At 70.8% G+C, this 26,973-nt stretch carries 22 protein-coding genes; 14 read left to right on the forward strand and 8 right to left on the reverse strand.

Features of this window, described 5'->3' with window-relative positions; all coding sequences use genetic code 11:
* Positions 1-98 precede the first annotated feature (98 nt).
* Both D457_RS0111500 and D457_RS0111505 read left to right on the forward strand, forming a co-directional pair.
* Positions 99-1,991, forward strand: a complete 1,893-nt coding sequence (locus D457_RS0111500; protein ID WP_017580814.1) for an amidohydrolase — start codon at positions 99-101, stop codon at positions 1,989-1,991.
* A gap of 42 nt (positions 1,992-2,033) precedes the next feature.
* Positions 2,034-2,801, forward strand: a complete 768-nt coding sequence (locus D457_RS0111505) for a M48 family metallopeptidase (RefSeq protein ID WP_026116550.1) — start codon at positions 2,034-2,036, stop codon at positions 2,799-2,801.
* A 94-nt stretch (positions 2,802-2,895) separates the two neighbouring features.
* Here the strand turns inward: D457_RS0111505 and D457_RS0111510 are convergent, their stop codons facing one another.
* Positions 2,896-5,067, reverse strand: a complete 2,172-nt coding sequence (locus tag D457_RS0111510) for an elongation factor G-like protein EF-G2 (protein ID WP_017580816.1) — start codon at positions 5,065-5,067, stop codon at positions 2,896-2,898.
* A 178-nt stretch (positions 5,068-5,245) separates the two neighbouring features.
* On the opposite strand from D457_RS0111510, the gene D457_RS0111515 reads away from it, so the two are divergent.
* The 3 genes from D457_RS0111515 to D457_RS0111525 all read left to right on the forward strand — a co-directional run bounded on the left by D457_RS0111515 (position 5,246) and on the right by D457_RS0111525 (position 8,938).
* Positions 5,246-6,760 carry a CPBP family intramembrane glutamic endopeptidase gene (locus D457_RS0111515; protein WP_039831212.1) on the forward strand — a complete coding sequence of 505 codons (1,515 nt, stop codon included), beginning with the start codon at positions 5,246-5,248 and terminating at the stop codon, positions 6,758-6,760.
* 17 nt (positions 6,761-6,777) lie between these two features.
* Positions 6,778-7,575, forward strand: a complete 798-nt coding sequence (locus tag D457_RS0111520) for an alpha/beta hydrolase (RefSeq protein WP_026116551.1) — start codon at positions 6,778-6,780, stop codon at positions 7,573-7,575.
* A gap of 94 nt (positions 7,576-7,669) precedes the next feature.
* Complete coding sequence (locus D457_RS0111525; RefSeq protein WP_017580819.1) at positions 7,670-8,938, forward strand: MFS transporter; 1,269 nt, start codon at positions 7,670-7,672, stop codon at positions 8,936-8,938.
* Between the two features lie 28 nt (positions 8,939-8,966).
* Here D457_RS0111525 and D457_RS0111530 read toward each other — a convergent pair whose 3' ends face one another.
* The 3 genes from D457_RS0111530 to D457_RS0111540 all read right to left on the reverse strand — a co-directional run bounded on the left by D457_RS0111530 (position 8,967) and on the right by D457_RS0111540 (position 11,660).
* Positions 8,967-9,953, reverse strand: a complete 987-nt coding sequence (locus D457_RS0111530; protein WP_017580820.1) for a coiled-coil domain-containing protein — start codon at positions 9,951-9,953, stop codon at positions 8,967-8,969.
* A 262-nt stretch (positions 9,954-10,215) separates the two neighbouring features.
* Positions 10,216-10,773: a peptide deformylase gene (gene def / locus D457_RS0111535; protein ID WP_017580821.1), complete on the reverse strand. Its 558-nt coding sequence runs from the start codon at positions 10,771-10,773 to the stop codon at positions 10,216-10,218.
* A gap of 77 nt (positions 10,774-10,850) precedes the next feature.
* Positions 10,851-11,660, reverse strand: coding sequence for a nucleotidyltransferase domain-containing protein (locus tag D457_RS0111540; RefSeq protein WP_017580822.1), 810 nt, complete (start codon positions 11,658-11,660; stop codon positions 10,851-10,853).
* Between the two features lie 868 nt (positions 11,661-12,528).
* Between D457_RS0111540 and D457_RS0111545 the strand changes: the two genes are divergently transcribed.
* Both D457_RS0111545 and D457_RS0111550 read left to right on the forward strand, forming a co-directional pair.
* Positions 12,529-13,206, forward strand: a complete 678-nt coding sequence (locus D457_RS0111545; RefSeq protein ID WP_017580823.1) for a sirohydrochlorin chelatase — start codon at positions 12,529-12,531, stop codon at positions 13,204-13,206.
* A 329-nt stretch (positions 13,207-13,535) separates the two neighbouring features.
* Positions 13,536-14,456: an aminoglycoside phosphotransferase family protein gene (locus D457_RS0111550; protein ID WP_017580824.1), complete on the forward strand. Its 921-nt coding sequence runs from the start codon at positions 13,536-13,538 to the stop codon at positions 14,454-14,456.
* 45 nt (positions 14,457-14,501) lie between these two features.
* Here D457_RS0111550 and D457_RS0111555 read toward each other — a convergent pair whose 3' ends face one another.
* Genes D457_RS0111555 through D457_RS0111565 form a run of 3 tightly spaced genes read right to left on the reverse strand, consistent with a single transcriptional unit; the run spans position 14,502 to position 18,088 of the window.
* Complete coding sequence (locus D457_RS0111555; protein WP_017580825.1) at positions 14,502-14,870, reverse strand: signal peptidase I; 369 nt, start codon at positions 14,868-14,870, stop codon at positions 14,502-14,504.
* A 22-nt stretch (positions 14,871-14,892) separates the two neighbouring features.
* Complete coding sequence (locus tag D457_RS0111560; RefSeq protein WP_017580826.1) at positions 14,893-15,570, reverse strand: response regulator; 678 nt, start codon at positions 15,568-15,570, stop codon at positions 14,893-14,895.
* Positions 15,551-18,088: an ATP-binding protein gene (locus tag D457_RS0111565; RefSeq protein ID WP_026116552.1), complete on the reverse strand. Its 2,538-nt coding sequence runs from the start codon at positions 18,086-18,088 to the stop codon at positions 15,551-15,553. The genes D457_RS0111560 and D457_RS0111565 overlap by 20 nt, the downstream gene beginning before the upstream one ends.
* Before the next feature lie 183 nt (positions 18,089-18,271).
* Here D457_RS0111565 and D457_RS0111570 point away from each other — a divergent pair, with 183 nt between their 5' ends.
* From D457_RS0111570 to D457_RS0111590, 5 genes are all read left to right on the forward strand, one after another.
* Complete coding sequence (locus D457_RS0111570) at positions 18,272-19,249, forward strand: hypothetical protein (RefSeq protein WP_239646073.1); 978 nt, start codon at positions 18,272-18,274, stop codon at positions 19,247-19,249.
* A 191-nt stretch (positions 19,250-19,440) separates the two neighbouring features.
* Positions 19,441-20,355, forward strand: a complete 915-nt coding sequence (locus D457_RS0111575) for a hypothetical protein (protein WP_239646077.1) — start codon at positions 19,441-19,443, stop codon at positions 20,353-20,355.
* 170 nt (positions 20,356-20,525) lie between these two features.
* A complete protein-coding gene (locus D457_RS0111580; protein WP_083926734.1) occupies positions 20,526-21,389 on the forward strand; it encodes a hypothetical protein in 864 nt (287 codons plus the stop codon).
* Positions 21,386-22,066: a hypothetical protein gene (locus tag D457_RS0111585; protein ID WP_017580831.1), complete on the forward strand. Its 681-nt coding sequence runs from the start codon at positions 21,386-21,388 to the stop codon at positions 22,064-22,066. The genes D457_RS0111580 and D457_RS0111585 overlap by 4 nt, the downstream gene beginning before the upstream one ends.
* A gap of 308 nt (positions 22,067-22,374) precedes the next feature.
* The gene (locus D457_RS0111590) at positions 22,375-23,007 is read left to right on the forward strand and encodes a hypothetical protein (protein WP_017580832.1); all 633 of its coding nucleotides are present in this window, start codon (positions 22,375-22,377) and stop codon (positions 23,005-23,007) included.
* A 66-nt stretch (positions 23,008-23,073) separates the two neighbouring features.
* Here D457_RS0111590 and D457_RS0111595 read toward each other — a convergent pair whose 3' ends face one another.
* Entirely contained in the window at positions 23,074-24,717 is a 1,644-nt protein-coding gene (locus tag D457_RS0111595) for an FAD-binding oxidoreductase (RefSeq protein ID WP_017580833.1), read from the reverse strand.
* Positions 24,718-24,734: 17 nt separating this feature from the next.
* Here D457_RS0111595 and D457_RS0111600 point away from each other — a divergent pair, with 17 nt between their 5' ends.
* Positions 24,735-25,331 (forward strand): TetR/AcrR family transcriptional regulator, encoded by a 597-nt coding sequence (locus D457_RS0111600; RefSeq protein ID WP_017580834.1) that lies wholly within the window; start codon positions 24,735-24,737, stop codon positions 25,329-25,331.
* Positions 25,332-25,358: 27 nt separating this feature from the next.
* Positions 25,359-26,903 carry a glycerol-3-phosphate dehydrogenase/oxidase gene (locus tag D457_RS0111605; protein WP_017580835.1) on the forward strand — a complete coding sequence of 515 codons (1,545 nt, stop codon included), beginning with the start codon at positions 25,359-25,361 and terminating at the stop codon, positions 26,901-26,903.
* Positions 26,904-26,973: the final 70 nt, after the last annotated feature.

Below are 26,973 nucleotides of genomic sequence, written 5' to 3' on the forward strand. Positions count from 1 at the left end.
AACCGGCGGCGGCCTCGCCGATAGGCTGCTCCCAGGCGGCTGAACCCCCCTGACAACCATTCATCCTTCAGCGCCCGCAGCCGAGAACGAAGAAGGCGGTGGAAACCGTGCCGCACGCGGTGGACCCGAACCGTGCAGCTCAGCACGGCAGCGTGGTCATGCGACTCCTTGACGAGCTCTTCCCGCTCGTGGAGGGGGTCTACGTCGACCTGCACAAGAACCCGGAGCTCTCCCACTCCGAACAGCGCACCGCCAGCGTCGTCGCGGAATGGCTGAACCGAACCGGCTACGAGGTCCACAGGGGCGTCGGCGGCACCGGTGTGGTCGGCATTCTCCGCAACGGCCCCGGCCCCACGGTGATGCTCCGCGCGGACATGGACGCCCTCCCCTTGGAGGAGAAGACCGGTCTGCCCTACGCCAGTACCGCCAAGGCTCAGGACCCCGACGGCGTCGAGGTCCCGGTCATGCACGCCTGCGGCCACGACGCTCACACCGCCTGCCTGATCGGTGTCGCCGACCTGCTCTCGGAGACCCGTGAGGAGTGGGCCGGAACGGTCATGGTGGTGGCCCAGCCGGGCGAGGAGACCCTCGACGGCGCCCAGCGGATGATCGACGACGGTCTGTACGACCGCTTCGGCCGCCCCGACGTCATCCTCGGCCAGCACCTTGGTCCGCAGCCCGCCGGGCTCATCTCCCACCGGGCCGGGATTATCCTCGGCGCAGCCAACGCCTACCGGGTGCGGATCTTTGGCGAGGGCGGCCACGCCTCCCAGCCGCACACCACCGTGGACCCGGTGCTCATCGCCGCCAACATCGTCACCCGCCTGCAGGGCGTGGTCTCCCGCGAGATCAGCCCCAGCGAGATGGCGGTGCTCACCGTCGGCAAGCTCCAGGCGGGCACCAAGGCCAACATCATCCCAGACGAGGCCTACCTGGAGATCAGCACCCGCGCGCTCAACGAGAACATCGCGGACCAGCTGGAGCAGTCGATCGAGCGGATCGTGCGCGCGGAGGCCGCCGCCTCCGGTGCCGGTCGCGAACCCGAGGTCGAGCGCTTCCAGGGCAGCGGGGTCACCCACAACGACCCGATCGCCACCGGGGACGTGGCCGCCGCTCACCACGCCTACTTCGGTCCGGACTACGTGATCCACCTGCCGGACCCCTCCCCGGCGACCGAAGACTTCTGCCGCTTCGGTCTGCCCGAGGACCCGCAGCCCATCCCGTACGTGTTCTGGTTCGTCGGCGCCACCCCGCACGACGTGTGGGACAACGCCCCCGGTGACACGCCCTACGAGAAGATGGGCAACGTCCCGAGCAACCACTCGCCGTTCTTCGCACCCGACCGCGAACCCACCCTGCGGGCCGGGCTCGCCGCGCTCACCGTGGCCGCCCTGTCCTACCTGGGCAGTGAGAACAAGAACCCGACCGCCATGGCCTCGGCGCCCGCGGCCGCCCCGATGGGCAACTCCTTCCCGGGGCCGGCACCCACCGAGACCGCGGACCCGCGGAGCAACACCGACCCCAGCGCGAGCTTCGGCGGCGACCCGCTGTCGGACATGCCGCCGCCGGTGCCCACGCCCACGAACGCGCCGGTCGACCCGTTCTCGGACCCCCTCACCGGGCCGCGCCCCGCGGAGCCCAGCTTCTCCGACGAGGCCAACGACGCCTACGACAGCGCGTTCCTGGCCGCCGGCGCCTGGCCGGAGGAACCCGCCCAGTCCGCCTACTCCACCCACGACGCCGACATGGACTCGGTGATGGGCCGGCAGGACCAGGAGATCCGCGACGAGTGGCGCAGTGATAAGGCCGAGGAGTCGACCCTGTCCGCCGACATGGCCGCGATCATGGACGAGGACGAGGCCCCCGCTTCACCTTCGGGCCCGCCCGCCGGGCCGTCCTACGGCGGGCCGCCGCCGGCGGGCAACGCGCACTCCGCGCCGCCGCCCCCCGGACCGGACGACGATCTGCCCGACGCCCAGTACCGGCTCTGACCACACGTGGGGGACATCCCTTGGCAATGGGGTGACCCCCGCGTGCGTCGGTCCCTGCGACATCACCGGGAAACCGCCCTTTTGGTGGGTTGCGTCCTTGTGACGCTGCTCGCGGTCGTGGGGGCTGTCAGCCGGGCCCTGTCCGGGGACCCCAACCAACCGCTGCTGCTCCTGAGTATCCCCGTGGTGGTGTACTTCGTGCGCGGGCAGCTCTACGCCCGCCAGCGCGTCAACGGGGTGCGCATCACCGAGGCGCAGTTCCCGGAGGCCCACCGGATGGTCGCCGAGGCCGCGGAGTTCTTCGGGATGCGCCGCGTTCCGGAGGCGTACATCGTGCTGGGCAACGGCACCATCAACGCCTTCGCCTCCGGGCACGGATTCCGCCGCTACGTGGCGATCCACAGCGACCTGTTCGAGGTGGGCGGACGCCTGGGAGACCCCGACGCACTGCGGTTCGTGATCGGCCACGAGGTCGGCCACATCGCGGCCGGGCACACCTCGTTCTGGCGCCAGTTCGCCATCTCCATCGCCCAGGTGATCCCGGGCGTGGGCAGCACCCTGGGCCGCGCCCAGGAGTACACCGCCGACAACCACGCCTACGAGTTCTGTCCCGAGGGCGTGCAGGGCATACGCGTCCTGGCCGCGGGCAAGTACCTCTACCCGGTCGTGGACTTCGACGACATCGCCGCCCGCGCCCACACCGACACCGGCTTCTTTGTGCTGCTGGTCAACCTCCTGTCCAGCCACCCGGTGAACACGTTCAGATTCGCCGCCCTGGCCGACCGATCCACCCCGGGACGCGTCCTCTGACCTGGATGATCTTGCTACCAGAAGCGCTGTACCAACGAAACCCAAGGCGCCGAACCTGCTTCTGGCAGCAAGAAGCGTCACGGGCAGGAGCGCGTCAGTGTGCGGCGCGCTCCTTCGTGAGGCGGCGTTCCACCTGTTCGGGGAGGCGTTCGTGGCGGAGGTAGTCGCGGCTGAAGACCCCCGTGCCGTGGGAGACCGAGCGCAGCTCCACGGCGTAGCGCACGATCTCCAGTTCGGGTACCTCCGCCCTGATCACCACCCGGCCGCCCGGCGCCGTCTCGGTGCCCACCACCCGGCCGCGGCGGGCGGACAGATCGCTCAGGACCGCGCCCAGGTAGGCGTCGTCGACCTCCACCGTCACCGTGTCCACCGGTTCCAGGACGGCCAGCTCCGAGGTGGACGCGGCGTCGCGCAGGGCGAGGCGCCCGGCTTTCTGAAAGGCCATGTCCGAGGAGTCCACCGAGTGCGCCTTGCCGTCGTACAGGGTCACGCGCAGGTCCACCAGCGGGTGGCCGTCGTCCACGCCGTCGGCCATCTGGGCGCGCACACCCTTCTCCACCGAGGGCACGTACTGGCGGGGGACCACGCCGCCCACGACCTTGTCCACGAACTCCAGCCCGGCGCCGGACTCCAGCGGCTCCACCCGGATCCGGCACACCCCGAACTCGCCGTGCCCGCCGCTCTGCTTGACGTTGCGGCCCATACCCTGGCTGGGACCGGTGAAGGTCTCCCGCAGCGGGATACGGACCTCCTCGGTCTCCACCCGGACCCCGTAGCGGTGTTCGAGCCGGTCCAGGGCGGCGTCCAGGTGGGCCTCGCCCAGGCTCCACAGGACCATCTGGTGGGTCTCGGGGTTGATCCGTACCCGAAGCGACGGGTCCTCCGCCACCAGGCGGGACACCGACTGGGACAGCTTGTCCTCGTCGGAGGCCGAGGCCGCGCGGATCGCCACCGGCATCATCGGATCGGGGAAGTGCCACGGCGAGACCCGGAACGGCAGTTCGGGCGCGGACAGGGTGTCCCCGGTTCGGGCCGCGGGCAGCTTCGAGACCAGGCACAGGTCACCGGCGATCACCTCACCCACCGGGCTGGTCTGGCGGCCGAGCGGCACCGAGAGCGAACCCAGCCGTTCCTCGTCCCCGCTGCGGTCGAGCTCATCGGAGTTGCCCAGTCCGGTGCGCACCCCGTGGCCGTGCAGGTGGACGTCGACGTCGGGCACCAGCGTCCCGGAGAACACCCGCACCAGGCTGACCCGGCCCACGTACGGGTCACTGGTGGTGCTCAACACCTCGGCGACCAGCGGCCCCGCCGGATCGCAGGACAGGCCCTCGACCGGGCGGCCGTCGGGGCGGTTCACCGACGGGAACGGGCGCCGGGTCGGGTCCGGGCAGGACAACGGGAGTTCGCGCAGCAGCTCGCGCACGCCCACGCCGCGGGTTGGGCTCAGCGCCAGCACCGGGTGGAAGCCGCCCGCGGCCACCGCCTTCTTGAGGTCGGCGATGAGCAGGTCCGGATCCAGCTCGCCGCCCTCCATGTAGCGCTCCATGAGCGCCTCATCCTCGCTCTCGGTGATGACCTCCTCGATGAGGGTCTCCCGCAGCGGGCCCGCCTGCTCACGCAGCCAGTCGGGTGCCGGACACGAAGCGGGGGCGGACTCCAGCCCGCCCCCGTCGGAGTAGTCGTAGTAGCGCTCCGAGACCAGCCCCCAGAGCCCCACGAGTTCGCGTTGGTCGCCCGATCCCTCCACTGCGGGGACGTAGGCGGCGTGTACCCCGGACCCGAAGGCCTCCTGACACTGCGCGACCACCTCGTCGAAGTCGGCGCGCGGGTGGTCGATCTTGGTGACGGCCACCGCCCGTGGCATGCCGATGGCGGCGCACTCCTCCCACAACATGCGGGTGCGCCCGTCCACGCCGTCCAGGGCGGAGATCACGAACAGGGCGGCGTCCGCGCCGCGCAGTCCGGCGCGCATCGCCCCGATGAAGTCGGCGTAACCGGGGGTGTCCAGCAGGTTGACCTTGACGTCGCCCACCATCACGGGGTTGACGGTCAGGTGCACGGAGCGCTTCTGGCGGACTTCGACCTCGTCGTGGTCGCTGACGGTCGTGCCCTCCTCCACACGGCCGGGGCGCTTGATCTCCCCGGCGGCGAGGAGCAGCGCCTCGACCAGGCTCGTCTTGCCCGCGCCGGTCGGCCCGACCAGCGCGATGTTACGAATGTCCTGGGGCCTGGCGGCCCTCGGTACGGCTACGGCTCGGTCTACCATCCTTGCCTACCCAGCCCTTCGGGGTTTGGCGGTGGCCGACCAAGACCACCGAAAGTGTGACCTGTGACACTCTCTACGGTCGCTCTTCGCGGCCCCGATAACAAGAGGTCACCTGGTCGATATCCCGGATGGGGCCTTTCGGGATCTATGACCCGGGATGTTCTTCTAGGCTGTGCCCGTGCCATGGTCGGAAAGTCTTCCTCAATTCAGTCTCGCCGGGACCCTTCTGACGGTCCTGCTGCTGTTCTTTGCGGCGTTCGGCGAGCCCCTGCTCGGTCGGCGTGCGTTCTCGTGGCTGTCACGTCGCAGAGACGGCGACGAGCGCGCCCTCGGCCTGCTGTACGCCGTCACGGTGGCGATCCACGTCCTGTGGGGCCTGATGGTCCTCGTGGTGCTGCTCATCTCGCCCGCGCTGAACCTGGTCGATCTGGGACTGCGCACCCCTGACGCGTTCGGGCCCATCGTGGGCGCCGCGGTCGGCGGGCTCATCGCGTTGGCCGCCTTCTGGGTACTGGTCAACGGCCTACCCACCAAGGAACGCTTTCCGGTCCTGGGCAAGCTGTCTGGCGGTAAGGGCGGCAAGGGGAAGTCCGGGCGCCGCGCGAAGCCCGGTGACGCGGACGCGGAGAGCACCGAAGACAGGGGGAAGAAGGGCCACCGGGGCCACCGGGGGCGCCGCGGCGCCGCCAAGCCCATGACCCTGCCCGAACCCGGCCGACAGCAGTATCTGCTCCTGCCGCGCACCGGCCGCGAACGGGGTCTGGCCGCGGGCATGGCGGTCACCGGAGGCGTGTTCGGCGAGCTCCTCTACCGAGGGCTGTTCATCACCCTGGTGGCCAGCATGGGCGTCCCGCTGTGGGTCGCCGCCGTGCTGTCCATTGTGGTCTTCGCCGTGGCCCACGCCTACCAGGGCTGGTGGGGTCTGCTCAGCGCGGGCTTCTCCGGAACCCTGTTCACCATCCTGTACCTGGGGACGGGCAGCCTGGTCATCCCGATCCTGGTCCACGTGGCGCTGAACCTGCGCTCGGTGGTGTTCCCACCCGCGGCGGACCGGGAGGCGGCGCAAGAGGCCTACCGCTCCGGGGACCACTACGACGACGAGTACGACGAGTACGACGAGTACGAGGGCCAGGGTCACAGCGACCAGGGTTACAGGGACACGGAGTACGGCGAGGACGACTACGGTCGGACAGGGGAGTTCGAGGCGGTCGAGGGCAACCGGACCGAGAGCGAGCCCGCGACCGCGGCCGCACCGGCCGGCCCACCCGCGCCGCCGCTTCAGCAGGGTCCGCCTCCTGCTGGTACCCCGCCGTTCGGGCAGTCTGCGCCGTACCCGGGTCCCCATAACCCGGGCCCCCGGCCGCCTCAGCCCGGGCCGGGCCACTTCCAGCAGGGCCCGCCGCCCCCGTACCAGCCGACCCCACCGCAGCCGCCTCAGCACCGGCCGCCGCAGGGCCTCCCGCAGGGGCCGCCACCCGGTTACGGTCAGCAGCCCTCGCAGTTCCCACAGGGTCCGCCGCCCGCGTACCCCCACCCGTCCGCTCCGCCCGCGTCGGACGGCGGTGACTTCCTGTCCGGTCCTGGATCCGCCGCTGACCAGAGCGGACACCGCCTGTACCCGGACGAGTGGATCGACCGCCACCACGGCCCCGAAGGCGACACACCGGGGCCGGGCTCCCCGCACCGCGACTGATCGTGCACGATGGAGTGGTGTCCGATGCCATTGACCACCCCATCGCCCAGCCCCAGGAGAACCGTTTCTGGCTGACCACCTCGGACGGAGTGGGGATCGACGCCGTGCTGCTGCGCCGCGCCCAGCCCCGCACCACCGCGGTGGTCCTCGCCAACGGCTTCACCGGCACCTACCGCAGCCCGCACACCCGCGCCATCGCCGAGGGTCTGCTGTCCGTGGGCGACGTGATGACCTTCGACTTCCGGGGCCACCACGGCTCCGGAGGCCGCAGCACGGTGGGCAACGCCGAGATCCACGACCTCGAAGCGGTGGTGAGCCGCCTGCGCGAGCTCGGCTACACCCACATCGCCGCCGTGGGCTTCTCGATGGGCGCGGCGGTCGCGATCCGGCACGCCGCCATCTACGGCGGCACCAGTGCCGTGGTGTCCGTGAGCGGGCCCAGCCGTTGGCACTACCAGGGCACCCGGGCGATGCGGCTGCTGCACATCGGGATCGGCAAGACCTTCGGCCGCGCCTTCCTGAAGCGCTTCCGCAAGGTCCGGGTCACCGACCAGCGCTGGAACCCGACCCCGGCCGAACCCCGCGAGATCGCCGGCGAGGTCGCACCGGCCCCGCTGCTGGTCGTGCACGGCGATGCCGACGGCTACTTCCCGGTCTCGCACGCCACCGCCATCTACGACGCCGCCCGCGAACCCAAGGACCTGTGGATCATTCCGGAGATGGGCCACGCGGAGCGGGCCGTCAGCTCTGACCTGGTGGCCCGCCTGCGCGAGTGGCTCGGCGAGCGGCTGCCGCAGAGGGAGCGACCCGCCTGAGGCTCTGACTGGTTCGGGTACGGGAATCAGGCCTCAGCCACCGGGGCAGGTGACCCGCATCGACAGGCCACAGCGGCTCGGTTAGAAAGGACGGATGATCCGATCTCGCTCCTCCGCTGCCGGGAAAGGTGACCCCGAGTTCACCGAGGCCGACCTCCCCGGCCTGAAGGGGCGCGGCTTCGCACTGCTCATCCTGGCCACCGCGGCCGGACTGTGCGGGTTCGCCGCCGTCCTGCCCCTCGTGCCCCTGTGGGCCAGCCGGGGCGGCGCGGGCGAGTTCGGGGCGGGCGCCACCACCGCCGCGTTCATGCTCACCACCGTCATCACCCAGCTGGCCATGCCCTGGCTGCTGGACCACGCGGGCGGCTACCAGTGGGCGTTCCCGGTCGGATCCCTCATCATGGGCCTGCCCATGCCGCTGTTCGCCCTCACCACCGACCTCGGGCCGCTGGTGGCGATCTCGGCGGTGCGCGGGGTGGGCTTCGGGATGGTGACCGTGGCCGGGACGGCGCTCGCCGCCCGCCTGGTCGCCAAGGAACAGGTCGGCCGGGCCACCGGTTACTACGGCCTCGCGGTCGGGCTCCCGCAGATCGTCATCCTGCCCGGCGGGGTGGCGCTGGCGCTCAGCATCGGATTCGATACCGCCTTCTGGCTCACCGGAATCTGCGGCGTGCTGGCGGCGGCACTGGCCTCCGGGATCTGGTTCGCCGACGGCGGCCGCAACCGCGCGGCGCTGCGCGGAGCGGCCCCCGACGACGGGAAGGGGGCCGTCGAAGCGCCGAGCGCCCCGCGCGGTCTCCCGCTCCTGACCGCCCTGGCCGCTCCGCTGATCATCATGCTGGTGGTGTCCTCGGCCGCCAGCGCCGTCGTCACCTTCCTGGCCATCCCGCTCGAACAGGCGGCCTGGCTGGTCAGCGCACTACTGGCCGCCTATGCGCTCATGCTTGTGACCGGCAGGTGGACCGCCGGGGTCCTGTACGACCGCCACCGGCGCACCGTCCTACTGCTGCCCGGAACGCTCGCGGCGGTCGCGGGCATGGGGCTGCTCACCGCAGGGCTGTGGGCCAACGGCGACGGCTCGCCGGGGGCGGGCGTTGCCCTGCTGGTGCTGGGTGGGACGGCGCTGTTCGGGCTCGGGTTCGGCGCGGTGCAGAACGAGGCCGTCACCATGATGCTGGAGCGCGCCGGACCGACCGGCTACGGGCGCGCCAGCGCGTGGTGGAACATCGGCTACGACGCGGGTACCGGGGTCGGGGCGATCGGCCTCGGCCTGGTCATCCAGCTCATGGGTTACGGACCGGCCTTCGCGATCGTGGCTGTGTCCCTGGCCGCGGTCCTACCACTGGCCCTGCGCCGGAAGTGAACCCTGTGCCGCCCCGACCTCGCGCGGATCAGTACGAGCTGATGTGCACGTGGTCGTAGTGGTTCTGGGTGAGGTCGCCGCGGTCGTTCATCCAGGTCCACTGGCGCGAGGTGGACTGCCAGATCTGCTGTTCCCAGATGATGTACTTGATGCCCAGCCGGTCCGCGTTGGCGATGCCGTAGTCGGAGATCGCCTGGCCCAGGGCCTTGTTCTCCGCTGAGGGCGCGGCGCCGTTGGCGCTCATCATGAAGTCGCAGGCGGTACCGGTGCCGTGGTCGTCGTTGCTCGGCCGCCAGCAGCCCACCGGGAAGGGCGCGCCGAACTCCATGATGATCTCGTCGCGGATGGCCGCCATCCGGGGCTGGGTCTGCTCCCAGCCGCCGCCGCGCGCGCTGTCGGGGATCGTGCCGTTGCCGCTACCGCCGCCGGCACCGGGGGTCTCCGGCTCTGCCGGGACCTGCTCGGCCTCGTACTCCTCGATCCGCTTCTCGACCTCCTCGCGCTGCTCCTCCAGCTCGTCGATCAGCTCGGAGGCCTCGGCCAGCTCGCCCTGGAGTTCCTCGGTGAGCTCGGCCTGCTCGTCGCGGAGAGCGATGAGCTCGGAGATCTGCTCGGCCTGGTTCTGCCCGAGGTAGTCGACGTTGGCGGCGTCGACGAACATGTCCTCGGGGTCGCTGGAGAAGACGACCTGGAGGGTGGGGTCGAAACCGTCGCCCTTGTACCGAGCGGCGGCGATGGCCGACACCCCGCCGCGGGACTCCTCCAGGCGCTCCTCGAGCTCCTCGAGTTCGGCCTCGGCGGCCTCCGCCCGGTCCTTGATCTCGGTGTACTGGAGCAGCTCGCCGTCGTAGGTCTCCTCGAGCTCCTCCGCGCGCTCGGTGAGTTCGTCGATGTCGACGTCATCGGGGTCTGCATGGGCGACACCGGGCAGGCCGGTGAGCATCACGGCGGTGACGACGGCGACGGACGCGGTGAACCGGCCGCGACGAGGGGAGTTGCGAGGAGTGGAAGTCATATCTGCTCCGTGGATGGTCTGAGAGCATCCGCATCGCCGGGGGACGGCTGTGCCGTCACGGGAGGGGAGTTACTCAGCAGACCATACGAGATCTTGGCGTTACGTGCACAGTGAGTTGACTCGCGTTGCTGTGGGGGTTGAGCGGGGATCTGTCCAGAAGATACCCGGACTGGGTGACCGGACCGAACGCCAAGGGGAGGGATCGGTCCGGTCACCCGCAGGTCAGCCGCCGCAGAGCTGCGGTGGGAGGGATCGGGAGGGTTCAGCCGTTTCCGCCGAAGGCGCTGGGCAGGCGCACGGAGGTGGTGGGCGCGGGCTGCTCGGAGGGCAGGAACCAGTCCGAGCGGCGGATGTCTCGCAGCGCCCGCTTACGGGTCTCGGAGTCCAGGCGGTCGATGTAGAGCATGCCGTCCAGGTGGTCGGTCTCGTGCTGGAGGCACTGGGCCATGAGTCCGGTGCCCTCGACGGTGACCGGCTCGTTGCGCAGGTTCACACCTTTGACCACGGCCCGCTCGGCGCGCTTGGTCCGGTACCAGAGCCGCGGGATGGACAGGCAGCCCTCGTCGCAGTCCTGGAGCTCCTCGGAGAGCTCGACGATCTCCGGGTTGATCACGTACCCGATCCGGCCCTCGACGGCGTAGCTGAACACGCGTGAGCCCACACCGATCTGGGTGGCGGCCACCCCGGCCCGCCCGGGGGCGTCCACGGTGTCGAGGAGGTCGCGGACCAGCTTCTCCGTGCGCTGGTCGAAGGTGGTCACGGGGGCGGTCTTGGTCACGAGAACGGGGTCACCGAAGCGGACGATGGGGCGCATGGTCATGAACCCAGATTAGTTCCCCGACGTCATGGCTTGCTCGTCCTTGTGGACAACCTGTGGACAGAGCACGGGGGAGGTGGTCAGGTGGCCAGGCCGGGGCGCAGGGACTCGTCCAGGACCATCTCGATGTAGTCGAGGGCGGCGCGGCGGCGGGCCAGGGCGCTCTCGTACAGGGAAGGGGTCTGGGCGCCGCGGCGCACGCGCAGGCACTCGTTGACGATGCGCTGCCAGCGCTCGGGGAAGGCGTGCAGAGCGTAGGCGCCCGCGCCGGACTTGGAGGTGATCTCGCCGGTCTTGAGCGTGAAGTGCAGGCGGCTGACGCTCAGCACGCTCCACGACGGGGCCAGCGAGCCAAGGACGGCCAGACCGCGCGGGGTAACCAGCCGGCCGGCCTTCTCGCGCCAGCGGCACCACTGCTCGTCGAGCGAGCCCAGGGACCAGTCGCGCAGGCTCTCCGGCTCGTCCCACACGTCCAGTTCCACGGGGTGCGGGCCGCGGACGGTTACGCCGCGCTCGGCCAGGATGTGCCAGGTGACCGGGTTGACGTCGACGGAGGCGCTGGTGCGGAAGCGTCCGTTGATCACGGAGGGGACGGGGCCGCAGTCGCCGGGGGCCTGGTTGAGCTCGTCCCAGGTGACGTGGACGCCGTTGAACTGGGGGCGGGGGACCTCGCCGCGGGTCCGTGCGTGGATGCGGCGCAGGGCGTCGACGTCCTCCCCGGAGCGGCGGCCGGTGACGATGACGAAGTCGACGTCGCTGGTGTGCGGACGGAAGTCGCCGAGGGCGACCGAACCGGTCAGGTAGAGACCCTGGACCAGCCCGGGGGCCTCCTGATCAGCGTTGGCGAGGAAAGCCTGGGTCAGCGTCTGCACCCGAGGGTGGACGACCATGCTCAACTCCAGTCTGGGGGCGGTTCGGTGGGTTTCGGTGCCGCGCGGTGTCGGGGCCGTGGGGAGGCCGTCCGAATCGCGTGCGGGAGGGACAGCGGGGTGCTGGTGGGACCCGAAGTCCCTTCCGTCGGTTTCCAAGTGTGGTCCGGGTGCGGGGTGATCGCAAGTGATCACGCCGGACTCGCACCCTGTCTCCCCACGTCAAGTGGTGTGCGGTTATGCGGAAGAGGGGGAGCGAACACCCTTGACAAAGGGGCCGACGGTGTGGCAAAAGGCCGTGGTTCGGGTCGTGCGCGCCCCGGGCCCGGCGCGGCGCAGTCTACTCGGGGCGCCGCTCCGGTTTCCCGTTCGTCGGAGTGCCGGGCGGTTGCGCATTTGGACGCACATGCACCTGCCGCGTGCAACTGTCACGTGCACTTGCCCCGTGCACTTGCCCCGTGCACTTGTCGCGTGCATTGGCATCGGCAGCCTTGAGGGGATTTCTCTGGAGAGCTTCCGTGAATTCTGAGGGTTTGTCGCTCTGGATATGCGGGAAAGTGGTTTCTGGCACTTTCTACCCATTGGTAGTGGCATGGCTGGACGGAGAATTGGGTTGTCCTGCGAGGTCAGCGGGTCTGGTGCGGAAAGAGTGGGCTTTTGTCCGTCTTCTCTGACTCCTGTTCGGAGACGCACGCCACCCCCGAGAGAAGTAGACACGCCGTACTTTTTCGGGGATTGTTGTGGTTCACCAAGACTTCCCCAGGTGATAACCATCCCAGCCATTGTCTGCTGTTTTCCTCCGCGTAACACATGGGAACCCGCCTGAAACTACGCAGCTTTACGCTCGGTGGACAACGGCAGAACTCTCAGCGATTCCAAGGAGCCGTGCATGGTCCCCACGATGGTTCTCGTAGCCGATGACTCGCGTGACGCCCACCGACGTGAGGCCCTGTGCGGGCTGGCGGAGGCAGTGGCCGAACGCGGCGAGGCACCCGTGAAGGCGGCCTTTGGCAGTCCCGACGAGGTCAACGCCACGCTCCACTCCATCCGCGGTCCCAAGGTGGTCGTGCCCGCCTACGTCGCTGGCGGCGACGTAGCCAGCTCCCACCTGCTCTCCCGGCTCGATCTCGCCGGCCTGGCGAACTCCTGCCAGACCTCGCCCCTGGGCGCTGTCCCCTCCATCGTGGCCGACCTCGCCGGCCGTCTCGCCGACTCCGGTTGGAAGTCCGAGGACGGGGTGGTTCTGGCCGCCGACGGCACCACCGGAACCGAGGAGCGGCAGGTGGTCATGGACGTGGCCCGGATGCTCAGCCGACGGCTGTCCTCCCCGGTCCAGGTCGGCTACCTGCGCACCTGGGCGCCCTCGGTCTTCGACGCCGTCGACCGGCTGCGCCGCGATGACCGGGACCGGGTCGCGGTGGCCGCGTGGCGACTGGTCGACGGCCCCGACTTCGACCTGCTCCGCGGGCTCGACGCCACCGCCATCACGGCCCCGCTGTGGCCCTCTGACCTGGTCGTGGACACACTCCTCGCCCAGCACCGGGCAGTGAAGGGGAGGCTCACCTGACGTGCCCGACCGGGAACCCAGCGTGATCTCGTCGCCGAGATCAGCCGAGACACCGTTACCCGGACCACGAGGATGGGTATGTGCCCCACGGGCGGGAACTCCCCGCACCCACAGTGCGGAATCCGCTGCCGTAGCGACACCCACGCGGTGCGGTGACGGTTCGGGCACGCCCCTTCGCGAAGGTTCGTGCATGTCAGCCCGGTGTGGAGCTCCCCCCGTAGCCGGTCCATGCCCCGAAGACGCTCTCCCGCCGCGGACCTCCCCGTCCGCCGAACCGAGACGGGGCCGGCTCCGGCAGGCATCGACGTGAGCGAACCGAAGGTGGATGTATGAACGACGTCACAGCGCAGTTCGTCGATGACCGGCAGCGCCGCCGCCTGGAACGGCGCTTCGGGAGCCAGGTCACCGAGTGGCTGGCGGAGCTGCCCGCGATCGTCGAGAAACTGGCCGCCGAGTGGGGGCTGACCATCGAGGGGCCCGCCCCGCACGGCCGCACGTCCGTGGTGCTCTACGTCCGTCACACCGACGACGGCGAGGGTGTCCTCAAGATCTCCCCGGACAGCGGCCTGGCCGTCTCCGAAGCCGGACTCCTGCGGATGTGGGAGTCCTCCCACCGCGTCCCCGACGTGTGGGGTGTGGACGCCGAACGCGGCGCCGTGCTGATGGAACGGATCGAGGGCGACACGATCTCGGCCAAGGGGGTGGTTCCGCCGATGGAGACCATCGGCGGCCTCATCGCCCAGCTGCACGCCGTCCAGGTCAGTCCGGCCGAGCGGATGGAGCTGCGCCCGCTCTCGGCCCGGGTGCAGTTCGTGTTCGAGATGTGGGGCCGCGAGCGCGAGGAGGGCCCCGCCGCAGACCTCGTCCCGGCCGCCATGATGCACCGGGGCGCGGCCAAGGCCCGCGACCTGGCCATCGGGGAGGTCGACGTGGTCCCGCTGCACGGGGACCTGCACCCCGGCAACGTGATCGACGGTGGCGCACGCGGGCTGGTCGTCCTGGACCCGCGCGCCTGCCTGGGCGACAGCGCCGTGGACGCGGTCGAGTGGGCCGTGTGGAAGGCCGACAGCATCAGCGAGGTGGAGCGCCGCGTGGGTGTGCTCTCCAGCGTGATGGGGGTGGACGGCGAGCGGATGATGGAGTGGGTGCGCGCCTTCGCTCCCTGCTTCGCGGTCTCCAAGGCCAACCGCGGTCAGGCCGACTCGTTCGAGTTCGACCTGATGATGAGCCTGTGCGGGGTGAGCGTGTAGGGCGACCGGAGCGGTGGGGCGGCCCCGGCGGGGACCGCCCTACACCTACCGTTCCGGGACGCGGTAGCCCGGGACCGAGGGCCAGCGGACGGTCAGCACCACCGACTCCTCCTCGGCGTACCAGGAGTGGCCGACCCCGCGGCCCCAGACCACGTAGTCGCCCTGCTGCTCCAGTAGCACGCTCTGGCCCGGGATCTCCACCCGGAACCGGCCGCTGATCAGCACGAGCAGTGCCGTGCGTTCTTCCGCGCTGACCCAGACGGACCGTTCCTCACCCGCCTCGTGCACACCCCACTTGATCTCGACGTCCTCGCTGTGGCGGGGATCGCCGGAATCCTTGAAGTGCCCGAGCAGCCAGCCCTGGTCCAGGGCCGCGTCCTTGCCCGCGTTACCCACGTACACGCTGCTGTTCAAAGCGCTGTCCTCCACCGGGAAACTAGCCCTCCCGCTCGAAGCGGTATCCGCGTCCGGCCTCGGTGATGAGGTAGCGCGGGTGGGAGGGGTCCGGCTCCAGCTTGCGGCGCAGCTGGGCCAGGTAGACCCGCAGGTAGTTGGTCTCGTTCTGGTAGCTCGGCCCCCACACGTCGTGCAGGATCTGGCGCTGACTGACCAGCTGCCCGGTGTTGCGGGCCAGGAGTTCCAGGATGTGCCACTCGGTGGGGGTGAGCCGCACCTCCTCGCCGTCGCGCATTACCCGCTTGGCGCCCAGGTCCACCTCGAAGGAGTCCGTGCGCACCACCGGGGCCTCCTCGACCGGGACCGCCCGGCGTTCGGCGGCGCGCATCCGGGCCAGCAGCTCGTCCATCCCGAACGGCTTGGTGACGTAGTCGTCCGCGCCGAAGTCCAGGCAGCGCACCTTCTCCCCGGCCGAATGCCGGGCCGACAGCACGATGATGGGCACCTGGGACCAGCCGCGCAGCCGCTGGATGACCTCCACACCCTCCATGTCCGGCAGTCCCAGGTCCAGCAGCACCACGTGGGGGTGCTGCTCCGAGGCCAGCCGGAGCGCGCTCGCCCCGTTCGCCGCGGTGTCCACGTCGTAGCCGCGGGCCCTCAGGTTGATCCGCATCGCTCGGATGATCTGCACGTCGTCGTCAACGACCAGGACCCGCATGCCTCTCCTCTTCGTCTTCGCCCTCGTCCACCGCACGCAGGGTGAACACCATCGTTAGTCCGCCGCCCGGGGTGTCCTCGGGGGCGAGGGTGCCGTGCATCGCCTCAACGAAACCACGTGCTACCGCCAGTCCCAGGCCGACCCCCGTTCCCTGGGGAGCGTCGCCCAGGCGCTGGAAGGCCTCGAACATCCGTTGTTTGGCCTCGTCCGAGACGCCCGGGCCCCGGTCCACCACCCGCAGCTGCACGCTGTCCCCGTGCGCGCTGGCCGCCACGAGCACCGGGGTTCGGGGATCGGGGTTGTATCGGACCGCGTTGGTGACCACGTTGGCCACGGCCCGGTCCAGCAGACCGGCGTCCACCCGTACCCGGGGCAGGTCGCCCGGGACGTCCACCACCACCGCGTCGGTCGGCACGCCCAGCAGGGTCGCCGGAAGTACCTCCTCCAGCGCCACGGCATGGAGGTGGGGCCGCACGCTGTCGGTCTGCACCCGGCTCATGTCCAGCAGGTTCCCGATCAGCCGGTTCAGTCGGTCCGCGGATTCCTCGACGGTCTCCAGCAGCTCCGCGCGGTCCTCCTCCGAAAGCCGGATGTCGGTGGCTCGCAGACTGGACACACTCGCCTTGATGGAGGTCAGCGGGGTGCGAAGGTCGTGCGAGACCGCCGCGAGCAGCGCGGTGCGCATCCGGTTGCCCGCCGCCTGGCCACGGGCCTCGGCCGCGTCCCAAGCCAGCCGCCGGTGTTCCAGCGCGATCCCCACGTGGGTGGCGAAAGCCCCCAGCACACCCCGGTCGGCGGCGGGCAGCATCCGGCCGCGCAGCCCGAGCGCCACCGTGTCCGAGACCGACACCAGGGCGTCCGCCTCCTCGGGCGACTCACAAGCCGGGGCTCCCACGCTGTGCACCGCGTGCCAGCGGCCGTCGTCCAGCCGCTCCAGCAGGGTCGCCGACCGCTGCCCGAAGGTCTCCCGGATCCGCCGTAGCAGCGCCTGGAGCGGTTCGTTCCCCGATAGCACGCTCGCCGCCAGCAGGGTGACCGCGTCCGCCTCGGCCCGGCCGCGCACCGCCTGCGCCGACCGGCGGGCGGCCGTCTCCACCATCACCGCTACCAACGCGCCCACCAGCACGAACGCCGCCATCGCCAGGAAGTTGTCCAGGGACACCGACGGCCGCCCGTGCAGCGGTGACAGCAGCACGGTGAGCAGGAGCGCGCTCCACAGCGCCGAGGCCAGTGCCGGGGGCAGACCGCCGACCGCCGCCGTGGCCACCGTGATGAACAGCAGTAACAAGGGATCCGAGGCAGGTCCGACCTCAACGAAGACCGGCAGCGCCAGCACCAGGGTGAGGAACGGCGGGGCCATCAGGGCTAGCGTCCACCCCCACAGCCGACGGTGCTCGTTCAGGCCCCGGCCCACCGCGGGGAGCGGCCAGCGGCCCCGGCCCACCTCCTCGTGCGTGACGATGTGCACGTCGATGTCGCCGGACTCCCGGGACACGATCGTGCCTACCCCGGGCCCGAACACGTACTGCCAGGGGCGCCTGCGGGAGGAGCCCAGCACGATCTGGGTGGCGTGTGCGCCGCGCGCGAACTCCAGCAGGGCCGAGGGCACGTCGGTACCCACCACCTGGTGGTAGGTGCCGCCCAGCTCCGCGAGCAGGTGCCGCTGCCGCAGCAGCTCCCCGGTGGGCTGTTCGCCGATCCCGCTCGGCGGCACCACGTGCACCGCGAGGAGGTGGCTCGGCTGGGGGCGGCCGCCCCTGGAGCGGGCCGCCACCCGGGCGGCGCGGCGGATCAGCGTCTCGCCTTCGGGGCCGCCGGTCAGCGCCACCACCACCCGCTCCCGGGCCTCCCAGGTGTTGCGGATATCGTGCTCGCCCCGGTAACGGGTGAGCCCCTCCTCGACCCGGTCGGCGGTCCAGAGCAGGGCGAGCTCGCGCAGGGCCGCCAGGTTGCCCTCGCGGTAGTAGTCGGCCATCGCCGCGTCGACCCGCTCCGCCGGGTGCAGGTCGCCGTGGGCCATGCGGCGGCGCAGCTCCTGGGGTGTGACGTCGACCAGCTCGATCTCCGCGGCCCCGCGCACCACGCGGTCCGGGACGGTGTACTCGGGCCGGGCGCCGGTGATCTGGTGGACGACGTCGTAGAGCGAGTCCAGGTGGTGGATGCCCACCGTGGACAGTACGTCGATCCCCGCCGCGAGCAGCTCCTCCACGTCCTGCCAGCGCGCGGAGTTGGGGGAGCCGGGTCCGTTGGGCCGGGCCAGGTCGTCCACGAGCACCACCTGGGGCGCCCGGGTGATCACCGCGGCGGTGTCCACGGCCCCGGAGGGGAGCGGCGGGACGGTCTCCAGGCCTTCGAGCAGCGCCGAGGTGTGGATTCGGCGATGGGTGTGCACCGCGCCGACCACGACGTCCACCCCGCGTTCGGCCCGGCGCCGCGCCTCGGCCAGCGCGTGGTGTGTGGTGCCCACACCCGGGGCCGAACCCAGGTGGATACGGAGAGTTCCTTTCACGTCCCCCATTGTGGGTCCGGCGCGGACCCGGCGGTCCGGGTCCGCCGCCGTTCCGGTGTGATCCCGCCTGTGCTCCTTCGTGATCCGAGCGCTGGGAGGTGACCGGAACAGGACCGAGGATGACTCTTCGCGGCTTGTGTCCGGTAAAACTGAAGAGCCCTTTTCCAACAGAGCAGACCACGAGGTAACCCCATGGGACAGCCCCCGACCCCGAACGGCCCGCAGGGCCCCTACCCGGGGCAGCCCAGCCCGCCGCCCCAGGGCCCGCCGCCCGGGTTCGGACAGCAGCCGCCCCAGGGCCCGCCTGGGCAGTTCCCGCCGCAGGGGATGCCTCCGCAGGGGCCGCCGCCCGGTTACGGCCAGCAGCCTCCGGGATATGGCCAGCAGCCTCCGCAGGGCCCGCCTGGGCAGTTCCCGCCGCAGGGTCCTCCCGGGCAGTACCCTCCCGGTTTCGGACCGCAGGGGCCCGGGGCCGGTGCTCCGAAGAAGAAGACCGGTCTGATCATCGGCGGTGCGATCGGCGCCGCGGTCCTGCTGGTCGTGGCCGTCGGCGGTGTGCTGGTCCTCGCCAACTCCGGCGGTGAGTACGTCTCCTTGCCCAACGACTGCTCCGAGGCGGTCGACAGCTCGATCCTCGACCCGTTCTTCGAGGACGGACCCCCCACGCTCAGCGGTAGCTTCGACGAGGACAACCGCAGCATCGATTCCTCCTACGGGACCCTGAACTGCAGCGGTGAGTCCGGTGGCGTCACCGTCGAGATCAACGCCGAGCTGGTCGACCTCGAGGACCCGGAGACCATGGAGGAGTTCGAGGAGATCTTCGACGGGACCATGTTCAACGACGAGTTCATGGACGAGCAGGCCCTGCCCGGCGAGATCCACGAGGAGGACTTCGGTTTCGGCATGACCGCCTCGTACCTGTGGGATCAGACCAACGTGGGTGACCAAGGCATCACGCTGGCCATGGCCACCGACGCCGGTGAGGAGTTCTCCGACGTCCCCGGCGCCTCGAACAACTTCGCCATGGGCGTCTTCCTCACGGACAATATCGCCGGTGGCATCATCGTGAACGACAGCGAGGGCGGGCGCGACGTGCAGGAGCTGTTCAATACGATCGACTCCGCCAGCGGTGACCTGGCCAGCCAGCTCAAGCGCGTGGCCGACAAGTAGAGACGTGACCCGCGGGGCCGTGCGGAGGCCGTAAGGGTGCCCGGTGGCCAAGAGTGGCCGTTAGGGGCCTGTGGTCGTTCGGGCACCTTGGGTGTCCGGTAGAAGTGGGGGGTTCGTTTCCTCCCCTTGTGAAGACTCCGGTCGTCGGTTGACGCGGATCTTCCAGTGACATGGATCCACGAGGCATCTCCATGGGACAGCCCCCGCCCCCGTACGGCCCTCAGGGGCCGCAACCTCCGTACCGCCCTCAGGGGCCTTACCCCGGTCAGCCGGTTCAGCCGGGTCAGCAGCCCCAGGGTCCGCCGCCCGGGTTCGGGCAGCAGCCTCCGGGATATGGCCAGCAGCCGCCGCAGGGTCCTCCCGGCCACTTCCCGCCCGGCCAGCAGCCGCCCGGTTTCGGGCCCCAGGGTCCCGGCCCCGGTGGTCCGAAGAAGACCGGCCTGATCATCGGCGGTGCGATCGGCGCCGCGGTGGTGCTCATCCTCGGCGGCACCCTGGTGTCCGTCAACGCTGGCCGGGAGTACGTCTCCCTACCCGATGACTGTGCGGCGGTGATCGCTGACGACGTTCTCGACGACGTCTTCGACGGCCCGTCGCCGCGCCTGGAGGGCCAGTACGAAAGGGCTCGCCGCGGTTTCGACGACTTCGACGCGTCCTTGCGCGGGGTCCTGGCCTGCTATGCGGAGAACGATGACGTGGAGCTGGCCGTCTTCGTCATCCTGGTCGACCGTGAGAGGTCGGACCGGGACATGGATCACTACTTCGAGATCGCTATCGAAGACGAAGCCGGCCTGCTCGACCAGGACCTCCCGCGTGGCGAGATCATCGACCGAGGTTTCGCGCTCGGGAACGAGCAGGCCCGGGGGTACTGGGACGAGCCCTCGATCGGTGACCGGAGTCTTGTCTTCGGGGCCGATGACGGTGAGGACGGCCGCTACATGTCGGAGTTCGGTATGGCGGTCGCGACGAAGAACAACGCCCTCGTCGGGCTGACCGTCGACTACTCCGGGTCCTCGCGGCCGCCGGACGTCGACGAGCTCTACAAGATCGCGGAGGCGGCTACGGGTTCGGTCGTCAAACAGATCCCGCGCGTGGCCGAGCGCTAGGGCGGTTCAGTACCGGGAACGAGTCCGGTTAGGGACCGTTTCAGGCGGGAAAACATCCTATTCTGTCGAGATATCGACCGTTGTCGACCCACCTGTGAGGAGGTGTGGCGCGTGCTCCCCGTGGCCTGTCCGGGTCCGCCCGTCCATCGGGGAGGGACGCCGCGACACTGATGACCGGACATCCCCCTGGTAGTGACGGGTTCCCCGGGCGACCGGGAGAGCCGCCGTTCCCCGGCCGCCCCGGCCAGCCGCCGCACAGCCCCCCGCCGCCCGTCGGGTTCCCGCAGCCCCAGCAGCCCTACGTCCGGCAGCCGTTTCCACAGGCCCCGCAGCCGTACCCGCCGTCGGCCCGGCGGTGGGCACCGCTGCTCGGCGGGATCGGGGCAGCGGCCCTGCTCCTGGTGTCCGCGGGGGTGGTGGTCTGGTCGCTCTCGGGCACCAACGGTCCCTACACCGCACTGCCCGGGTGCGGCCCCCTCGTGTCGGAGGAGATGCTCGCCACCGTGCCCGTCCCGGTCCGCCCCAGGGTCTCCGGTGAGTTCGTCGACGTCGGAGACCCGCACTCCCTGGACGAGCGGTACATCGAGGAGATGGAGATCCGCGGCTACCTCCAGTGCAAGGTCATCGACCGGGACTACCGCGAGGTGCTGTGGCTCTCGATCTTCCTGCACGAGGCCCACGGCCAGGACCAGGAGGCGGCCGGGGAACTCAACGAATACCTGGTGGGTGAGATGGAGGACCACCGCCAGGAGTGGGCGGGCGGTGAGATGAGCGACTCCCCGCCCGGCTGGGTCAGGCGCGGCTGGCGGGAGACCTCGACCGGCGACGGCGGGATGGTCGGGTTCTACGAGGACAACAGCGAGTTCTACAATCGCGACGGCCACGGGGTCCTGACCTTCGTCACGGACAACGTCACCGCCCAGGGCTCCTACAGCCTCTACGACTCCTACGAAGAGTCCGATGTCCTCGACTACATGGAATTGCTCTCCGAGCAGCTCTACGAACAGATCACCCGAGAGGCGGAACCGGCGTGACCGAGGCAGAGCAGGCCCCGGAGCGGGAAAGACGCCGCGACAGGTCGCGCGCCCTGCCACTGATTGGGGGCGCGGCGGCCGCCGCGGTGCTGGTGGCGGGCGGGGTGTTCGTGTGGGACCGGGCGACCGACGGCTACACCAGCCTGACCGGGGACTGTGAGGACCTGCTCCCGGATGACCTGCCCGACCGGCTGCCCGGAACCGGTGACTTCGACCTCCGCGGCGGCGCCGCCGACCCCGGCGAGGACGGGGTACTCCAGCTGGTGCACTGCGAGGCGGCGGTGGCGGTCGACGGCGGTCCCGCCGACTTCAGCCTCCAGGCCGTCCTGTACGACCCCGAGGAACGCGAGGGCGTGCGCCGGATGCAGGCCATGGTCGCCGAGGGACAACTGGAGCGGGAAGCCGACGACTTCGAACTGGAGTACTCGGACCCGCCCATGCGCGCGGTGGAGTGGCGCTCCCTCCCGGTGGGTGACGGCGGTTACGCCACGGTCTCCCGGGGCCAGGAGGGCGAGGACCCCGAACTGTGGACCTCACTGGAGTACTCGGTGGCCAACCTGCGGGTGAGCCTCTTCCACCAGACCGCTGAGCCGGTCGAGCCCCTGGACAGCCTGGAGGCCCTGGAGGCGCTCGCCGAGGAACTGGTGGAGCGCCTGCCGGAGCTGGCCGGGGAGTGACCCTCGGCCAGAGCGCGCAGAGCGGTCTATCATAGCTGGTAGAGACGCTGTTCTTGGGTTGACGCTGTGCTTTGCCGCCCGGTTGTCACTTCCGTCGGACGGTTCTGGGAGAGGCGGGTCCTGTGAGTGACCATCGTCTTGGAGACCCCGACCCCCGGCGTGCCGGACAGCCTCGTCCCGGGCTACCCTTCGGCCCGCCCGGCCCACCTCTACCGCCGGGCCCCCCTGCGTCTGGTGGTTACCCACCAGCTCCCGGAGGGCGCTCCCGGCGCAACCTACCGCTGCTGTTCGGCGGCATCGGAGTCGCGTTGCTCCTGCTGGTCTCCGTGGCCGTGGTCGTGTCCAGCCTCTCCGGAGGGCGGGGTCCCTACGCCGAGCTGCCGAGCTGCCGGACGCTGTTTCCCTTCACGGTGCGCTCGGAGGTGCCCGCGCCAGGGACCGGGACCGTGATGGTGACCGGGAGCTATGAACCCGAGTCCTCCGATGTCCACATCGGGTTCGGGGGCCTCCAGGACGGTTTGCTCGGTCGGCTCACCTGCCTCGGGCAGGACAGCCGGACGGACACCGTGCTGCTGACCATGGACGTCTACCTGCACGACCCCGCGGACCCCGGCATGAACGACAAGCTGCTGGAAAGGTTCGACGTCATGCGCTCCGGCTGGGAAAGCGGGAGCTTCGAGGAGACCAACGACGTCTGGGTCGGACACCGGTGGCGCGACACGGAGGTGGCCGACGCGGGCATGGTGGGTGTCTTCGACGATGTGATGGTGCCCTCCTTCCGCGACGGTTACGCGTTGTCCCACTTCGTCACGGACAACATCGGCGTGTATCTGGGGCTCCACCTGTACGGCCCCTACGACAAGGACGAGATCCTGGATTCCATGGAGGAACTCACCCGGCAGATCGACGACCTGCTGAGGACGGAGTCCATCCCGGCCTGAACGGTCCGGCCGGGCACGGGCCCGGAACGCTCCGGGCCCGCCGCGCTCACAGCCCCGGCCGCGCACTCACGCTTCGGGGATGAGCTTGCCCGGGTTGAGCACGCCCTGCGGGTCCAGCGCCGACTTCACCGCGCGCAGCACCTCGCCGCCCAGCGGGCCGAGCTCCGCCGCCATCCACGGGCGGTGGTCGGTGCCCACCGCGTGGTGGTGGGTGATGGTGCCGCGGTTGGCCACGATCGCGTCCGAGGCCGCCCGCTTGGCGCGGTCCCAGCGCGCGGCCGGGTCCGTGCCCGCACCCGTGGCCACGGTGAAGTACAGCGAGGCGCCGGTCGCGTAGGTGTGCGAGATGTGGCACTGCACCACGGCGCCGCTCTCGTCGTCCTCCAGGGCGCCGGTCAGCGCGCCCACCACGGCCGCATACAGCGGCAGCAGGTCGCTCCAGGACGCGGCGGTCTCCAGGGTCTCGGCGAGGATGCCCGCGGACAGCAGGGTGTCGCGCAGATAGGGCGCGTGGAAGCGGGTTTCGCGCCAGTGCGCCACCGGGTCCGGGCCCAGCGCAGTGCCGCCCGCGGCCTCCATCACCTTCCGGACCACGGTCGCGCGGGCCTCGACCTCGGCGTCGGTGCCCTCGAAGCCCAGCACCGCCTGGCAGCCCGGGACGGCCTCGCGCCCGCCGATGGCGGCGTTGACGAAGGTCTCGGTCTCGTCCGAGAGCCGTGCCATGGTGGGCCGGGTGTCCGACTGCGCGAGAGTGCGCAGGGCGTCCACCCCGCTGGCGTAGTCGGGGAAGGACCAGGCCTCGTCCAGTACCCGCTCCGGAACGGGGCGCACCCGCACGGCCACCTCGGTGATCACGCCCAGCGTTCCCTCGGAGCCCACGAGGAGGCGGCGCAGGTCCGGCCCGGCGGCCGAGGCCGGGGGGCCGCCCGCGTCCAGGGTGCCGCGCGGGGTGGCGACCTTCAGGCCCACCACCATGTCCTCGAACCGCCCGTACCCGGCGGAGGCCTGCCCGCTGGAGCGGGTGGCGGCGTACCCGCCGATGGTCGCGTACTCGTAGCTCTGCGGCATGTGGCCGAGGGTGAGCCCGTGCTCGGCCAGCATCGCCTCGGCGTGCGGGGTGCGCACGCCCGCGCCGAGCACCGCGGTCAGCGAGGTGGTGTCCAGGGAGACCAGGCGGTTCAGCCGGCGCAGGTCGAGGGTGACCACGGCCTGGAAGCCGCCGTCCAGCGGGGAGACCCCGCCCACCACGCTCGTACCGCCGCCGAAGGGCACCACGGCCACACGTTCGGCCGAACAGAGCTCCAGAAGCCGCTCCACCTCGTCGTGGTCGGCCGGGTACAGCACGGCGTCGGGAGCGGGGGAGGCCTGTCCGGCCCGGCGGGCGAGCAGGTCCGGGGTGCTCTTGCCGCCGCTGTGGATCAGGCGGGTCGCGTCGTCCACGAGCACGTGTTCGGCGCCCAGGAGCTCGGTGAAGGCCTTCAGCAGGCCGCCGTCCAGCCGGGAGGCGGGCAGGGCCACATCCGCCTTGGCCACCGGGGGCATGTCCTCGGTCCGGGCGCGCAGCACCTGGGAGATGAGGTCGCGCAGTCCGGGTTCGAGCTCCTTCGCCTTGGCGGGGTCGCCCCAGGCGAACCAGCTCATGTCCGGCGCGGTAGCGGCGGTGTCGGCGAGGCTGACGGAGGTGGGTTCAGTGCGAGGATCGTGGGTCATGCTCTACAGTTTTACACATGGCGTCAAAACGTAACGTAGAGGACGAGATCCTGGACGCGGCCCGCGCCTGCGTCGAAGCCTTCGGGGTGCGCCGGACCACCCTGACCGACGTGGCCCGGCGCGCCGGGGTCAGCCGCCCTACCGTCTACCGGCGCTGGCCGGACGTGACCGCCCTGGTCGCCGACCTGCTCACCCGCGAACTCAGACGCATCCTCATCGCCGAAGAAATGGAGGCGGACCGCGAGGCGGCCGCGGGGGACGCGGAGAACACCCGGACCCAGCTGGTCCGGCACGCCGCCGGGGTGGCCCGCGCGATGCTCGCCCACCCACTGGTCAACCGCATCGTCGACACCGAACCCGAGCTCCTGGCCACCTACACGTTCCACCGCCTGGGCAGCAGCCACCGCGCCGCACTCGACCTGCTCGAACCGGCCATCGCCGCGGGCCAGACCGAGGGATCGGTCCGCGAGGGCGACCCCGGAGCCCTGGCCCACCTGTTCATGGTCACCGTGCAGAACACCGTGACCTCCCACCGCCTCTTCGCCGACGTATTCGACCAGGACGGACTGGTCGAGGAACTGTCCGTCCTGCTCGACGGCTACCTGCGGCCCTGACCCACCCTCTCCGGAAAGGACGCCCCGATGCGTCAGCACACCCGGTCCACCGCACTCAACGCCTCCCGGCGCACCGCCGACCTCGCCGAACTGGAGGCATGTCCCGAGGTGGACGTCCTGGTGGTCGGCGGGGGAGTCACCGGCACCGGAGTCGCCCTGGACGCCGCCTCCCGCGGCCTGTCCACCGTGCTCGTCGAACGCGAGGACCTCGCCTTCGGCACCAGCCGCTGGAGCTCCAAACTGGTCCACGGCGGGCTGCGCTACCTCGCCAAGGGCCAGGTCGGCATCGCCTACGAGAGCGCCCGCGAACGCGACGTCCTCATGCGCGTCACCGCGCCCCACCTGGTCCGCCCCATGCCCATGGTGGTCCCCGTCCACCGGGACACCGGCCTGGCCCGAGCCCTGTTCGTCCGCGCCGGGATGGGCATGGGCGACCTCCTGCGCGTGCTGTCCCGCACCCCCGCCTCGGTGCTCCGCCCGCCCCGGATCCTCAACGCCCGCCAGACCACCCGCCTCCTCCCCGGCGTCAAAACAGAGGGACTGCTCGGCGGAATCCTGTCCTTCGACGGCCAGCTCGTCGACGACGCCCGCCTCGTCATCGGGATCGCCCGCACCGCGGCCGGTCAGGGCGCCCGGATCATCACCCGCTGCTCGGCCGAGAGCATCACCGCGGACGGTGCCGTCCTGCGCGACGAGACCACCGGCCGGATCATCCCGGTGCGGCCGCGCGCGGTGGTCAACGCCACCGGGGTACACGCCGACGCCCTCGACCCCGGCATCCAGCTGAGCCCCAGCCGCGGCACCCACCTGGTCCTGGACGCGGCGACGCTCGGCCACCCCAAGGCCGCGCTGACCGTGCCGATCGAGGGGAGCACCAGCCGGTTCGTGTTCGCGCTCCCGCAGCCCGACGGTCGAATCTTCGCCGGACTCACCGACGAGCCCGTGGACGGCCCGGCCGCGCGCGTCCCGGAAGTCCCCGAGGAGGACGTGGACTTCCTCCTCACCCAGTTCAACCGGGCGCTGTCCACCGAGCTGACCAGGGCAGACGTCATCGGCTCCTTCGCCGGGCTGCGCCCGCTGCTGCGCGGCGACGAACACAGCTCCAACCTGTCCCGGGAGCACTCGATCTCGGTCGCCCCCAATGGTTCGGTGACCGTGGTCGGCGGCAAGCTCACCACCTACCGGGCGATGGCGGAGGAGACCGTCGACGCGCTGGTCGCGGCGCACCGCATGCCCGCCGGGCCCTGCCGCACCCGCGAGATCCCGCTGGTGGGCGCCGCCTCCCACGAGGAGCTCGACGCCCTGGACGCCCCGCGCCACCTGGTGGCCAGGTACGGGACCGAGGCGGTCGACGTGCTGTCCACCGCCGGGGGAGACCCCGCCTTGCTGGCCCCGATCACCCGCGGCATCACCCCGGCCGAACTCCGCTTCGGGGTGAGCCACGAGGGCGCCCTGAATGCCGATGACCTGCTGGAGCGCCGGACCCGGATCGCCCTGGTCGACACCGACCGCGACCTCGCGGAGACCGCCGCCAAGGAGGCCCTGGCCTGGGGCGAACAAACGGAGGCGTGACAGGTTCCGGTGTGGCAGGAGTTCACCGGCGAATTCGGGGAACTCACCACACCGGCCTCCCCTGTTCCGA

The organism is Nocardiopsis valliformis DSM 45023 (assembly GCF_000340985.1).
Classification (GTDB): Bacteria; Actinomycetota; Actinomycetes; order Streptosporangiales; family Streptosporangiaceae; genus Nocardiopsis; species Nocardiopsis exhalans.